The organism is Oscillospiraceae bacterium (genome assembly GCA_025757985.1).
In the GTDB taxonomy this organism is placed as follows: domain Bacteria; phylum Bacillota; class Clostridia; order Oscillospirales; family Ruminococcaceae; genus Gemmiger.
Window position 1 is genome coordinate 216,091 of record CP107210.1, and the last position, 13,571, is coordinate 229,661.

The 13,571-nt window shown below is 58.0% G+C and carries 11 protein-coding genes and 1 other annotated feature; of the genes, 5 read left to right on the forward strand and 6 right to left on the reverse strand.

Annotated elements, in window-relative coordinates:
• Positions 1-405: 405 nt before the first annotated feature.
• The 5 genes from OGM67_00990 to OGM67_01010 all read right to left on the reverse strand — a co-directional run bounded on the left by OGM67_00990 (position 406) and on the right by OGM67_01010 (position 5,649).
• Entirely contained in the window at positions 406-1,266 is an 861-nt protein-coding gene (locus tag OGM67_00990; protein ID UYJ34948.1) for a carbohydrate ABC transporter permease, read from the reverse strand.
• Positions 1,267-1,279: 13 nt separating this feature from the next.
• Entirely contained in the window at positions 1,280-2,191 is a 912-nt protein-coding gene (locus OGM67_00995) for a sugar ABC transporter permease (GenBank protein ID UYJ34949.1), read from the reverse strand.
• Positions 2,192-2,315: 124 nt separating this feature from the next.
• The gene (locus OGM67_01000; GenBank protein ID UYJ34950.1) at positions 2,316-3,701 is read right to left on the reverse strand and encodes an extracellular solute-binding protein; all 1,386 of its coding nucleotides are present in this window, start codon (positions 3,699-3,701) and stop codon (positions 2,316-2,318) included.
• 560 nt (positions 3,702-4,261) lie between these two features.
• Positions 4,262-4,870, reverse strand: a complete 609-nt coding sequence (locus tag OGM67_01005; protein UYJ34951.1) for a thymidine kinase — start codon at positions 4,868-4,870, stop codon at positions 4,262-4,264.
• 137 nt (positions 4,871-5,007) lie between these two features.
• Positions 5,008-5,649: a redox-sensing transcriptional repressor Rex gene (locus OGM67_01010; protein ID UYJ34952.1), complete on the reverse strand. Its 642-nt coding sequence runs from the start codon at positions 5,647-5,649 to the stop codon at positions 5,008-5,010.
• Between the two features lie 245 nt (positions 5,650-5,894).
• Between OGM67_01010 and OGM67_01015 the strand changes: the two genes are divergently transcribed.
• From OGM67_01015 to OGM67_01030, 4 genes are all read left to right on the forward strand, one after another.
• A complete protein-coding gene (locus OGM67_01015) occupies positions 5,895-6,614 on the forward strand; it encodes an ATP-dependent Clp protease proteolytic subunit (protein UYJ34953.1) in 720 nt (239 codons plus the stop codon).
• A gap of 316 nt (positions 6,615-6,930) precedes the next feature.
• Positions 6,931-7,251, forward strand: coding sequence for a PadR family transcriptional regulator (locus tag OGM67_01020; protein ID UYJ34954.1), 321 nt, complete (start codon positions 6,931-6,933; stop codon positions 7,249-7,251).
• Entirely contained in the window at positions 7,248-8,453 is a 1,206-nt protein-coding gene (locus OGM67_01025; protein UYJ34955.1) for a DUF4097 family beta strand repeat-containing protein, read from the forward strand. Before OGM67_01020 ends, OGM67_01025 begins: the two co-directional genes overlap by 4 nt.
• 209 nt (positions 8,454-8,662) lie before the next feature.
• The gene (locus tag OGM67_01030) at positions 8,663-10,168 is read left to right on the forward strand and encodes an IMP dehydrogenase (protein UYJ34956.1); all 1,506 of its coding nucleotides are present in this window, start codon (positions 8,663-8,665) and stop codon (positions 10,166-10,168) included.
• A gap of 50 nt (positions 10,169-10,218) precedes the next feature.
• Here OGM67_01030 and OGM67_01035 read toward each other — a convergent pair whose 3' ends face one another.
• A complete protein-coding gene (locus OGM67_01035) occupies positions 10,219-11,358 on the reverse strand; it encodes a hypothetical protein (GenBank protein UYJ34957.1) in 1,140 nt (379 codons plus the stop codon).
• A gap of 201 nt (positions 11,359-11,559) precedes the next feature.
• Positions 11,560-11,810: a binding site (T-box leader), on the forward strand.
• Between the two features lie 82 nt (positions 11,811-11,892).
• Between OGM67_01035 and OGM67_01040 the strand changes: the two genes are divergently transcribed.
• Positions 11,893-13,560 (forward strand): 2-isopropylmalate synthase, encoded by a 1,668-nt coding sequence (locus tag OGM67_01040; protein ID UYJ34958.1) that lies wholly within the window; start codon positions 11,893-11,895, stop codon positions 13,558-13,560.
• Positions 13,561-13,571: the final 11 nt, after the last annotated feature.

A 13,571-nucleotide genomic window follows, 5' to 3' on the forward strand; every position in this document is an offset into this window, starting at 1 on the left:
AACAGGGAAGCGCTCCGCAAGGGGCGCTTTTTCTTTAGGGCAATACCGCATAATTCTAAGTGCCGCAGCCGCCGGAATGGTGCTTAAGCCGTAAGGCGGGAATTATGCGGTGTTGCCTTAGGCTTCCCCATCGGGGGAAGCTGTCCGCGCAGCGGACTGATGAGGGCAAACCTTGCCGCCGTAGCCCGTACACGGGTAATAGCGGTACAGTCTCGCCTCATCCGGCCTCGGGCGGAGCCTCGGCCACCTTCCCCTCCGGGGAAGGCTCTCTATCATACAACCCCTCATCACCCAATAGAAGGGCAGGGGAGTCCAGTTTTCAAAATAAAGGCTGCCCCGTACCCCTTGGATGTGGTACGGGGCAGCCGTGTGCCTGAAGAAATTATTCAGCGCTGCGGGGCGGCATCAGCCCTTGACAGCACCGGCAGAGATACCATCAATGAAGGCATCCTGCGCGCAGAAGAAAACGACCAGCTGCGGGATGATGGAGATAAGGGAGAGAGCCAGAATGCGGTTCCAGTTGAAACCGCTGTCAGCGTCCATGGACAGCTTGACGAAGATGGACATCGGGTATTTGCTGGGGGTCTGGACATAAAGCAGGGGACCCATGTAGTCGTTGCAGCTCCACATGAACTGGAACAGACCGCAGGCTACCAGAGAGGGGCTCAGCATCGGGGCAATGATCTTGTACAGGATCTTGACCGGGCCGCAGCCGTCGATGGCAGCCGCCTCGTCCAGATCGTGGGGAATGCTGCGCATGAACTGCACCAGCTGGTAGACGAAGTAGGTCTCGGTGGCAAACAGGGTGGGCACCCACAGGGGCAGGTAGAAGGGGCTGTTGATCCAGCCGAAGGAGTTGTACATCAGGTACTGGGGCACGTTCAGAACGACCTGCGGCAGGAACAGGGTGGAGATCATGATGCCGAACATCAGGTCACGGCCCTTGAACTTAAAGCGGCTGAAGCCGTAAGCGGCAATGACAGAGCTGATGACGGTAAAGATGACCTTGGGGATAACGAAGCTGTAGGTGTTGATGAAAGCGCGCCAGATGCTGATGTCGCCGCCGTAGTTCTGGCTGACGGCGTCAATGTAGCCCTGCAGCGTGGGGTTGGCAGTCAGAAAACCGATGCCGGAGAAGATCTCAGCGTTGGACTTGAAGGTGGCGCCCACCATCCAGACCAGCGGGTAGATCATGATAACGCCGACAAGGATCAGCACAAAGTACTGGAAGAAACGGCCGATTTTATGGGCGGTAGAAAGTTTCATTTTTCAATCCTCCTTAATCAGCGTAGTAGACCCAGTGCTTCTGGCTGGTGAAAGCGATCACAGTCAGCAGAGCAACGGCAATGAACATGACCCAGGCCAGCGCACACGCCATGCCCATCTCGTTGGACTTGAAGGCGTAGTTGTAAACCAGCAGGGAAACAAGCGTAGTGGCATTGCGCGGGCCGCCCTGGGTGATGATGTAGGGGCCGTTGAATTCCTGAAACGCCTGTGCGATCTGGGTGACAAGGTTATAGAAGATAACGGGGGTGATCATCGGCACGGTGATCGAGAAGAACTGCTTGGTCTTGGAGGCACCATCGATGGTGGCGGCCTCATACAGATCGGCGGGAACACCCTTCAGGGCAGCGAGAAACAGAACCATGGCGGAGCCGAACTGCCACACACGCAGCAGGCAGATGACGAACAGTGCCCATGTCTTGTCAGCCAGCCAGTCGGGACCCTGCACGCCGAAGAAGCCGAGGATCGTGTTGACAACGCCGGTGTCCTTGAATAGGGCACGCCACAGAACGGCGATGGCCACAGAGCCGCCCAGAATGGACGGAATGTAGTAGACCGTGCGGAACAGGTTGACGAACTTGATCTTGAAGTTCAGGATGTAGGCGATGAACAGGGCGAACACCAGCTTGAGAGGCACGGTGATGAAGGCGTACTTCACGGTGGTCAGCAAAACGGAGAGCGTCTTGCGGCTGGTGAAGATCTCCACATAGTTCATAATGCCGTACTGACTGATGCCCTTAAAGAAGTTCAGGTCGGTAAAGCTGTAGAACAGAGAGCTTGCAAACGGATAAGCCTTGAAGATCAGAAAGCCGAGAATCCAAGGAATCAGGAAGAACAGGCCGGTGTTTTCATCACACCAGCGCTTAAAGGGTGTGCGCTGGGTCGTTTTGGGTGCTGCAGAGCTCATCCAAAAACCTCCTATCACTAATTGCTGTATAGCGTTTCAACATAAAGAGCCGGTCCCCGCCATGCCTGAGAGCGGGGCTGGGACCGGCTGGTATTACCTAAAAGATTTTACCGTTGCTAAGGGATCAGGCGTTGGCGCTCAGCACACCGGAAACGCCGTCCAGCAGGATCTCGGCAGCCTCCTCAGCATCGTAGTCGCCGTAGCTGAAGCCGTCGAACACATCGGTGTAGACGCCATCGGTGGTGTCCTTCAGCTTGCTGGATTCGAAGTACGGGTCGAGCGGCATGTCAACGAAGGCCAGAACCTTGGTGTTGGCCTCGAGGACCAGAGGCTTCACGGCGTCAGCAGCCTGAGCAGCAGCCAGACCGGCGGTGGAAGCGGGGATGCCGCACTCGGAGCCCATGATGGCAGCGCCCTCGCCGTTCCACAGGAAGTCGATCAGGGCAGCAGCCTCAACGGGATGCTGGCAGGAGGAGGTGATGGCCATGCCCATGGAGACCTTGGAGAAGCCGCCGTTGGCCTTGTCGCCGAACTTGATCTCCTCACCGACGGTGAAGCCGGAGTTGTCAGCCAGAGCAGACTGGTACTTGTTGGCGGAAGAATCCCACTCGAAGATGCCGGCGTACTTGCCGTCGATCCACTCCTGAGACTTATCGATAGAGTCGAAGCCTGCGGCGATCATGGTCGGACGGGTGGGGATGACATGGTTGTCCTCGAGGGACTTGATGAAGTTCAGGCCGTCAACGACCTCTTCCTCGGTGTACTGGCACTCGTTGTTCTCGACCCAGGCCTTGCCGTACTTGGACTCAAGGTAGAAGGTCATCAGGATCATGCGGTCATACTGACCGATGGCCAGAGGATAGTAATCATTGCCCAGCTTCTCCTGAAAGGCCTTGCCGGCGGCGATCAGATCATCATAAGAGGCGGGAACCTCCTCAATGCCGGCCTGCTTGAAGGTGTTCATGTTCCAGTAGAAGATACGGCCGGTCATCGAGATGGGCACAGCCTGCAGGCTGTCGGCAACGATGCAGGCGTTCTTGGCGGCATCGCTCCACTGGCTCAGGTCGATGATGTCGCTGTACTCGCGCAGATCGACGAACTTCTCACCCGTGGGGCTGTACTGGTACAGCCAGTTCCAGTTGACCTGCATGACATCAGAGCCCTGATCCGCAGCCAGTGCGGTGGACTGCTTCTCTTCCCAGCCGGACCATGCGCCGTAGGTGGGGGAGACGGTGATGTTGGGGTACTTCTCGTGGAAAGCCTCCAGAGCCTTCTGGTAAGCCTCGTGGCGGGAGTCGCCGCCCCACCAGCTGATGGTCAGCTCAATGGGATCGGTGGTGTTGATCTCGTGGGCCTCGGAAGCGGTAACCTCAGAGCTGGCAGCAGTGCTGTCTGCCGTGCTGGCGGCCTCGCTGGAAGCAGCAGGGGCGCTGCTGGCGGCCGTGCCGCAGCCGGCCAGCAGGGTGGCTGCCATGGCGGCGGCAACACCGAGAGAAATTGCCTTCTTCATGTTTTTGTCCTCCTAATATTGCTGTGCGATGTATTGACGCAGGCTGCTGTGTGCGGGAACCGCACCACAACATCTGCCTTTCGCTTGTCTATATGATAACAAAATGTTCACGCAAAATAAACAGTCAAATTGGTGTGTTCGCAAAGAAACCGAACAAATCTTGCTTTGTTGCCTGTAACCAATTTGACACCACCGTCAAAATCAACGAATATCAACAACACCGTTTGTGCAGGTTGCTACAAAAAGCCGCGCAGCTTGCTTTGCCTTCCTGCCGCAAGCGCGCTTTTTCTTACCTGTCGAAATGCGCGGGAAATCGCAAAAAATGCAGGGTTTCTGCAAGAAAAGTGCGAAATTGCAAATAATATTGCATCTAAATACGCGCGGTGCAATATAGTTGCGCTTTTGGCATCCGCGGCGCTGCGCAGGCAGGCTGGCGTGATGGGGCCGAAATTTTTGTATAGCTGTAAAACACACCGATTTTGCAGTGCAGATGACTGCAAAACAAGCGCATAAAAAATCCCGCCGTGTGCAGCGGCGGGACAAAATCTGTGCGGAATATCTTATTTGTGGGGGTGCCGCGCCAGAAAAGCACGGTACTCGCGGTACCAGCACTGGGGGCAAAGGCTCTGATACTCGACATTATCCACCGTGTCGATGGCGACCTGCGCGCCCTCAAAGACGAACTCGCCGTTGACCTTGCGGCCGTTGCAGATGGCCTTGCGCCCGCAGGCACAGATGGTTTTCAGCTCCTCGATCGTATGGGCAATCTCCAGCAGCCGGGTCGAGCCGGGAAAGCCGCGCATCATGAAATCAGCCCGCAGGCCGTAGCAGATGACCGGAATGCCCAGATCGACCGTGACAAGAAACAGCTGGTCGGCCTGCTCGGGCGTGAAAAACTGGCTCTCATCACAAAGCACGCAGGCAATTTTGCCGTGGGCAGCCTCATCGGCCCGGACCAACTCCGTAATGTCCACCTCGGGGGTGACGAGCTGATCCACCTTGCAGCAGATACCCAGCCGGGAGACAATCGAGTCCTGCCCCTTTGTGTCGATGGCAGGCTTGAGGATCAGCACCCGCATACCGCGCTCTTTATAGTTGTGGGCGACCTGCATCAGGGCAGTGGTCTTGCCGCTGTTCATTGCGCCGTACCGAAAATATAGTTTTGCCATGTTGGCTCCTTATCGGTTTATTGATAACCGTAGGGGCCGGGCATGCCCGGCCCTCAACCTTCCCGCAATCGCGCGTCAACCAGTAGGCTGAGGGCCGCACATGTGCGGCCCCTACAAGGCGGTCTTTTATAGAAATATTACTTTTCCTGATTTCTCAGCCTGTACCCCAGGCTCATCAGGCTGTCGCCCAGATGGACATTCTCCACCGTGACATCGGGATACTCAACGGACAGGTCGTAATGGCTGAAATTCCAGAAGCCCTTGATGCCCTGCTCCACCAGCTCACCGGCGAGATCCATAGCGCTCTGGCGCGGCACACAGAGAACCGCTACCTCGGGGTGATGCTCTGCGCAGAATTTGTCCAGATCACTCAGGGGCAGGATGGGAACGCCGCACATCTCCTTGCCGATGAGGTCGGGGTTGACATCAAAGACGCCGAGCAGCCGGTAGCCGTTGGTGTCACGGCTGATGAAGCTTGAAACTGCCGAGCCGAGGCGTCCGGCACCGACCAGAATGGTGGGCAGTCTTTCGCCGTCACCGAAGAGCAGCTTGCCGATCTCGGTGCGCAGCACATCCACCTTGTAGCCGATGCCCTGCTGGCCGAAGCCGCCGAAGCAGTTGAAGTCCTGCCGCACCTGACTGGCGGTGGTGCCCATCATGTGGGCCAGCTCACTGGAGGAGATCTTGTCCTTCCCGTCAGCGGACAGATTGGTCAGATAACGATAATATTTGGGCAGCCGCTTGATGACCGGAAGCGACACCTTATTTTGGACAGCCATGATCGAATACCTCTTATCTGTATTTATCTTATAACTTATTATAAAATGCGCCGCGTCAGTTGTCAATTTTTTGTCTAAGTTTTTTGCGGGATTTCCCAAATATTATAGGGATATACAAAAACCTAACAAAGCTTTTTGGCGGCATCGACAAACACGAGTTGCCTATTCTGCAAAACCGTGCATATTTTGCCTGCCGGGAGGACAGACTTTTTCTGTGTGCAGCTGTGCAACAAAGGAGAATGAAGATGGAAACAAACGCAAAAAAGCCAAAAAGCAAGCCTCAAATCACCGAAAACCCCACCGAGGAGGCCGCTTTAAAGCGGTTAGAGCATGATTTGATCAAGGAGGACGGCATTGTGCCTGCCACAAAGGGCCGTCATGCCATCCACTGCCTGACGGTGATCGGTACGATCGAGGGACACAGCATCGCGCCGGATGCGCAAAAGACGACAAAATATGAGCATGTCATCCCACAGCTTGTCGATATTGAGGAGGACCCCGAGGTCGAGGGGCTGCTGGTGATCTTAAACACGGTCGGCGGCGATGTCGAGGCCGGCCTTGCATTGGCCGAGCTGATCGCAGGGGTCAGCAAGCCCAGCGCTACGCTCGTGCTGGGCGGGGGCCACTCCATCGGCATCCCGCTGGCCGTGGCCGCCCGCCGCAGCTTTATTGTACCCACTGCAACAATGACGGTCCACCCGGTGCGCCATTCCGGCATGGTGCTGGGGGTGCCGCAGACGCTGCGCTATTTTGAGCAGATGCAGGAGCGGATCGTCAGCTTTGTCGCGCATCACTCGGGCATCACGGCCCGGCGGTTCACCCAGCTGATGCACAACACAGGGGAGCTGGTCATGGATATGGGCACTGTGCTGGACGGTCATCAGGCTGTAGAGGAGGGACTGATCGACCAGCTGGGCGGGCTGGAGGATGCACTGGCCTATTTATATAAGGAAATAGAGCAGTAAAGGCGGACGGGCAAATCTTGTTTGTCTGCCAACTCTGCGGTAACCGCGCGATTCCGGGCGTGCAGCCCTGTAGGGGCCGGGCATGCCCGGCCCGCGACCTTCCCGTAAACGCGGCTATACCTTATAGCGCCAGGGCCGGACATGTCCGGCCCCTATTATGCGGCGGCGCGGAAGCGTATGTACTGCCACACGAGACCGGGGGTGAACCATGTCCGCCCCTACATAATTTTGTTGCGGCAGCCTATTGCAATCTACAATATTATATGCTATATAATATATAACCCAATACACCATACACCCGGAAAGGGGGCACCCTATGGCCATCAACACCACGGCGGGGCTGCTGGATGCCATTGTGCTGGCTGTCGTCGGGCGGGAGGAAACGGGCACCTACGGCTATAAGATCACGCAGGAGGTCCGCGCGGTGCTGGACCTGTCGGAATCCACGCTGTACCCGGTGCTGCGCCGCCTGCAAAAGGACGGCTGCCTGACCGTCCATGACGAAGCCTTCAATGGCCGTAACCGCCGCTACTATCAAATCACGCCCGCGGGCCGCGCCCGGCTGGAAGAATTTACCGCCGAGTGGGAAGCCTACACCACAAAAATCAACAAGCTCTTTAAGGGGGAGCAGCAATGAAAAAATACGAGTACTTATCGGAGCTGGAAAAACGGCTGTCCGCCCTGCCTGCCGATGCGCGCCGCGACGCACTGAATTATTATGAGGAATACTTCGACGCCGCAGGCCCCGACAACGAGGGCACCACCGCCGCCGAGCTGGGCGACCCTGCCGAGGCCGCCCGCAAAATTCTGGAAGGGGAGGGGCTGACGCCGGACGCCGACCCCGCCGCACCCGAGAGCGCACGCGGCGGTGCCGTGCCGCCCACCGCCCCGGAGCCGCCCGCAGCCGACCCGCAGCCTGCCCGGCCTCAAAAGCACGGCCCCGGGGCAAAAACCATGTGGCTGATTTTCGCCGTTGTCATTGCTGCGGCGCTGCTCGTCCAGCTGGGTGTCCTTGTGCTGAGCTTTGCAAAGCCCAGCGGCGGCACGGCGTCGATGGTTGTTGCGCCGACGGAGGAAGAAACTGCTGCATCCGGTCTTGTCCGCACCGAGGATTTTTACAACGGGACAGCCGCCACCGAGGACGCGGACAGCGGCAGCCCATTGGAGAAGATGGATTTCACCACCGGTCTGGCCGACGCCAAAAATATAACCTTCGACATCGACTACGGCGCGGTCACAGTCGTTGTGGACAGTGGTGCGGCGGAGCCGACCCTTTCCTGCACGAACCTGCGTCAGGACTGGTTCACCTTTACCAACACGGGCGACAACACAAGCCCGGTGCGTGTCAGCTACAAGGTGCCCGCCAACTACAACCTCGGCAAAGAGCTGGGGCCCGAGCCTGAGTTTGTCCTGTCCGTGCCGGATGCGAATACCTTCCATTTTAAAAGGCTCTCCATCACTGCCGCTATGGGCGATGCAGAATTTGACAACAGCGATACCATCGCCGCCGACAGCATCGACTTAGACCTGGCGATGGGCAACTTTACCGGTAGCACCGTGCAGGCAGAGCAGTTTACGGCGAATATCTCAATGGGCGATTTTGATTTGGGGCTGCTGGCGGGCGTTGAAACCGCTAAAGTCGAAGCTGCCATGGGCGATATTGGCCTGACGGTGGACGGCAGGCCCGACGATTACGCGCTTGACCTGCAAACGTCCATGGGGAATGTGATGTTCAACGGCAGGACGATGAGCAGCATCTACACCCAAACAGCCGCCGCGCCCCGCAGCGTGACCCTTACCGCGTCGATGGGCGATGTAGTGCTGACGACGACGCAGTAATCCCGTATGGCAGGGGCCGATGCTCGCATCGGCCCGCCTGGCCGCCACAAAGTCATACTCCTGCCCCGAAAACTTGTTCAAATTCCACAACTTTCGTTTTTGCGGTGCAAGAAAGATTTCCGCAGGAATCCTTTGTATTTTGTCCGCGGTTGTGGTACAATCTTTCTAATACGAAAAATGTCGAAACAGGAAAGTCAGGAGAGTGTATTATGGCATACTATTTTTCCGAGCCGTCCCGTACTTTTGGTGAATATCTGCTGGTTCCGGGGTATTCCTCCTCGGAGTGCGTCCCCACGGCTGTCAGCCTCAAGACCCCGCTGGTCAAGTACCGCAAGGGCGAGGAGACCTGCCCGCTGGAGATGAACATCCCGATGGTCTCTGCCATCATGCAGTCCGTCTCCGGCGAAAAGCTGGCGATTGCGCTGGCCAAGCAGGGCGGCGTTTCCTTCATCTACGGCTCTCAGACCATTGAGCAGGAGGCCGATATGGTCCGCCGCGTCAAGGCCTACAAGAAGGGCTTTGTCACCTCTGACTCCAACCTGCCGCCGGAGGCCACCCTCGGCGATGTGCTGGACCTCAAGACCCGCACCGGCCACTCCACCGTTGCCATCACCCATGACGGCACTGCCCACGGCAAGCTGCTGGGCATCGTGGCCAGCCGCGACTACCGCCTCTCCCGCATGACGATGGACCTCAAGGTCACCGAATTCATGACCCCGCTGGACAAGCTGGTCACGGCCCCCGACACCACCAGCCTGCATGACTGCAACGACATCATCTGGGACAACAAGATCAACTCTCTGCCCCTGATCGACGCCGAGGGCCACCTGCAGTATATGGTTTTCCGCAAGGACTACGACTCCCACAAGGAGAACGTCAACGAGCTGCTCGACGAGAACAAGAGCTATGTGGTCGGCGCCGGCATCAACACCCGCGACTTCGCCCAGCGCGTGCCCGCACTGGTGGATGCCGGTGTGGATGTGCTCTGCATCGACTCCTCCGAGGGCTTCAGCGAGTGGCAGTCCCGCACCATCGCCTGGATCCGCGAGAACTACGGCGATAAGGTTAAGGTCGGCGCAGGCAATGTTGTTGACCGCGAGGGCTTCCTCTTCCTTGCCAAGGCAGGTGCAGACTTCATCAAGATCGGCATCGGCGGCGGCTCCATCTGCATCACCCGCGAGACCAAGGGCATCGGCCGCGGTCAGGCTACGGCTGTCATCGAGGTTGCCAAGGCCCGCGATGAGTATTATAAGGAGACCGGCATCTACATCCCCATCTGCTCTGACGGCGGCATCGTGCAGGACTACCACATCACGCTGGCACTGGCCATGGGCGCTGACTTCGTCATGCTGGGCCGTTATTTTGCCCGCTTTGATGAGTCCCCGACGAACAAGCTGCGCGTTGGCGGCAACTATGTCAAGGAGTACTGGGGCGAGGGCTCCAACCGCGCCCGCAACTGGCAGCGGTATGACCTCGGCGGCGCACAGAAGCTGAGCTTTGAGGAGGGCGTTGACTCCTATGTTCCCTACGCCGGCTCTCTGGCGGACGGTGTGCAGACCACCCTGTACAAGGTGCGCTCCACCATGTGCAACTGCGGCGCGCTTTCCATCCCCGAGCTGCAGGAGAAAGCCCGCCTGACAGTCGTGTCCTCTACCTCCATTGTTGAGGGTGGCAGCCATGACGTTATCCTGAAGAACGGCCCGCAGAACTGCTAAGCCATAATAAAAATTGCCGCCGACCGGACAAAAACCGGTCGGCGGCTTTTTTACGATTCGGATTGTGCTTTGCCAACCTCTGCGTTAAAAAACACCACCGGCAGCATCAGCAAAAACGGATTGGCGGAGAGTAAAAACGGCTTATTCTCCATAAAGAGATAGAGCGTCAGCGCCACCAGACAGATGACCTCGGTCGAGCGATGCTTCTTTGCCAGCCGCCACAGCAGCAGCAGAAAGACCGCTGCAACTAAGATTGCGCCCAGCACGCCCTTGTTCATCGGCACAGCCAGAAAGGTGTTGTCGATGGCGTGATGCTCGTCACCGTCGGTAGGCAGACCGCCCAGCAGCGAGAGGGGCGCACTCCAGAACACATTGTGCCAGATTTCAAACCGGCCGGACAGGGCGATGCTCAACAGGAGCAGCGCCATACGCTCATACGGCCATTCCGGATTGTAGACATATCCGGCGTACAGGCTGAAAGCCGCCAGCGCGATCGGCAGGGCAAGTGCCAGTGCATAAAAGATCTTATTGTCGAACAGCCTCGGCAGGAAACGCTGCACAAAAAACAGCGCAAACAACACCGCCATGCCGCCGAAGGCCCCACGGCTGCCGGGCACCTTGTAGGTGAAGATCGCCAGCGCCGCCAGCCCGGCCCAGTCGAAGGCCCGCAGCCGGTCGTGACGCAGCCAGCCCCACGCAAAAAAGACACCGACCAGCCGAGCGCCGAATCCGTTGTAGTGGCCGTAGCCGAAATCCCAGTTGCGGCAGTAGAAGTTATAGGGCATCAGCGGTGTGGCAAAGTGCAGGACCTGCACAAGCACCAGCCCCGCCGCAGCGGTGATCAGATAGACGCGCAGCGCCGTTTGCAGGTCCACATCCTTGGCCCCCAGCCCGACCAGCGCTGCCAGAAAAAACCACTGGTCGCCGCCGTACCACGACGAAAACGCCGTGTAGACCAGCACAACGGCGATAAGCACCTTCTGCCAGCGGGCCTCGTACCCGGTCAGCAGGATAATTTTCCCGGCCAGAAGCAGCACGGCGCACCCGGTCAGCCCCAGCCGCATGATGCGGCTGAAACCCGGCAGCGTATCCTGTACGTTGGAGCTGAAAACCTCGGACAGCACCAGCAGCAGCGCCAGCCCCGTGCAGTAGACGCGCGATGCCAGCGGCTTGTATTTATGGTAAAGCATAGATGAATCCTTTCAAATCAAGTGAAAACATTATAGCATACATAATAAAAAAAGAAAAGTAGGGGCGCATTCCGTATGCGCCCGCGGGGCGTCGAGGACGCCGCCCCCTACAAACATTGTTGCTCCAACCAAAACACATCCTTGAAAAAACAGCAAAAATCTCTTGACATTCCCGCTGCAATCCGCTAAAATAAAACCATTCCAAATGCAGTGAAGAGGAGAAAGCAGCGCTCATCCCGTTACAGAGAGCCGCCGGTCGGTGCAAGGCGGTATGGCGGGTGCTGTATACTGGCCTCGGAGCAGCCGCGCTGACAGGTAGGTGCGGACGGAGCCTGACCGTTATCATACAGGCGCGATTCGCCCGCAGGGCTGATCGTACAGAGCGGCCGTTACACGGCAATGAGAGTGGTACCGCGGGTACAGCAAGTTTGAATTTTGCTCCCGTCTCTCAAAGGTCTTTCGCCTTTGGGGGACGGTTTCTTTTTGTCTCCCTCAAAGTGCGAACCGAACGCTTTGAAGGAGGCATTTTTAGTTATGATGGACGCAACCAAGTACAGTGTAGGGTATTATCCGCCGCCGGTAGAGCCCGGCCATGTCTATGAGTGGCCCCAGAAGGACCACATCGAGAAAGCCCCGGCGTGGTGCAGCGTGGATCTGCGCGACGGCAACCAGAGCCTGATCGTGCCGATGAGCCTTGAGGAAAAGCTTGAGTTTTACGATATGCTCGTCAAAATCGGCTTTAAGGAAATCGAGGTCGGCTTCCCGGCGGCCAGCGAGACCGAGTATGAGTTCCTGCGCACCCTCATTGACGGCAACCGTATCCCGCAGGATGTGACGGTGCAGGTGCTGACCCAGTGCCGCGACCATATCATCCGCAAGACCTTCGAGGCCGTCAAGGGCGCACCGCGGGCCATCATCCACTTCTACAACTCCACCAGCGTTGCCCAGCGCGAGCAGGTGTTCAAAAAGTCGAAGGAGGAGATCAAGCAGATCGCCGTGGACGGTGCAAAGCTTGTCAAGCAGCTCAGTGAGGAGTACGAGGGCAACTTCCTGTTTGAGTACAGCCCCGAAAGCTTTACCGGCACCGAGCCGGACTACGCGGTTGAGGTCTGCAACGCCGTGCTGGATGTCATGCAGCCCACGCCCGACCGCCCGATGATCATCAACCTGCCTGTCACGGTCGAGATGAGCATGCCCCACATCTACGCCAACCAGATCGAGTGGTGCTCCAAGCACCTGAAATACCGCGACAGTGTCATTTTGTCCACCCACCCCCACAACGACCGCGGCTGCGGCGTGGCGGATGCTGAGCTGGCCGTGCTGGCCGGTGCCCAGCGCATCGAGTGCTGCCTTTTCGGCAACGGTGAGCGCACCGGCAATGTGGACGCTATCACGCTGGCCATGAATATGTACAGCCACGGCGTAGACCCGCACCTTGATTTCAGCAATATGCCTGCCATCTGCGAGGTGTATGAGCGCGTTACCCGGATGCATGTGTATGAGCGTACCCCCTACGCCGGCGCCCTTGTCTTTGCGGCGTTCAGCGGCAGCCATCAGGACGCCATTGCCAAGGGCATGACATGGCGCAAGGAAAAGCAGCTCCATGAATGGACCTGCCCGTATATTCCCATCGATCCGCATGACATCGGCCGTACCTACGATGCCGATGTTATCCGCATCAACTCCCAGAGCGGCAAGGGCGGCATCGGCTTCCTGCTGCAGCAGAACTACGGCTACAACCCGCCGCCCAAAATGCGGGAGGATCTCGGCTACCGCGTCAAGGAGGTCAGCGATCATGAGCATCGTGAGCTGGGCGTGCAGGAGGTCCTCGCCGTCTTTGAAAAGAGCTATCTCAACCACACCGCGCCGCTGAATGTGTCCGAGGCGCACTTTGTCCAGAACGAGAACGGCAGCATCACCGCCAAGGTGACGATCACCAGCGGCGGCAGCACGACACCTTGCACGGCCACTGGCAACGGTCGTCTGGATGCTGTGGCTACGGCCATCGAGCAGCAGACCGGGATGCACTTTACGCTGGTACACTACAGCGAGCATGCGCTGGACGCCGACACGAACGCCCGCGCCTGCTCCTATGTTGGGCTGAAATGGGCCTCTGGCGAGGAGACCTGGGGCTGCGGCACCCACACGGATATTATTGTGGCGGGCATTAAGGCGTTGGTGAGTGCGATCAATAATAGATAGTTGATTTGGCT

Bases quoted from the DNA above. Each gene is read 5' to 3' on its own strand.
- OGM67_00990 (UYJ34948.1), bottom strand. From the start codon at position 1,266: ATGAAACTTTCTACCGCCCATAAAATCGGCCGTTTCTTCCAGTACTTT.
- OGM67_00995 (UYJ34949.1), bottom strand. From the start codon at position 2,191: ATGAGCTCTGCAGCACCCAAAACGACCCAGCGCACACCCTTTAAGCGC.
- OGM67_01000 (UYJ34950.1), bottom strand. From the start codon at position 3,701: ATGAAGAAGGCAATTTCTCTCGGTGTTGCCGCCGCCATGGCAGCCACC.
- OGM67_01005 (UYJ34951.1), bottom strand. From the start codon at position 4,870: ATGGCAAAACTATATTTTCGGTACGGCGCAATGAACAGCGGCAAGACC.
- OGM67_01010 (UYJ34952.1), bottom strand. From the start codon at position 5,649: ATGGCTGTCCAAAATAAGGTGTCGCTTCCGGTCATCAAGCGGCTGCCC.
- OGM67_01015 (UYJ34953.1), top strand. From the start codon at position 5,895: ATGGAAACAAACGCAAAAAAGCCAAAAAGCAAGCCTCAAATCACCGAA.
- OGM67_01020 (UYJ34954.1), top strand. From the start codon at position 6,931: ATGGCCATCAACACCACGGCGGGGCTGCTGGATGCCATTGTGCTGGCT.
- OGM67_01025 (UYJ34955.1), top strand. From the start codon at position 7,248: ATGAAAAAATACGAGTACTTATCGGAGCTGGAAAAACGGCTGTCCGCC.
- OGM67_01030 (UYJ34956.1), top strand. From the start codon at position 8,663: ATGGCATACTATTTTTCCGAGCCGTCCCGTACTTTTGGTGAATATCTG.
- OGM67_01035 (UYJ34957.1), bottom strand. From the start codon at position 11,358: ATGCTTTACCATAAATACAAGCCGCTGGCATCGCGCGTCTACTGCACG.
- OGM67_01040 (UYJ34958.1), top strand. From the start codon at position 11,893: ATGATGGACGCAACCAAGTACAGTGTAGGGTATTATCCGCCGCCGGTA.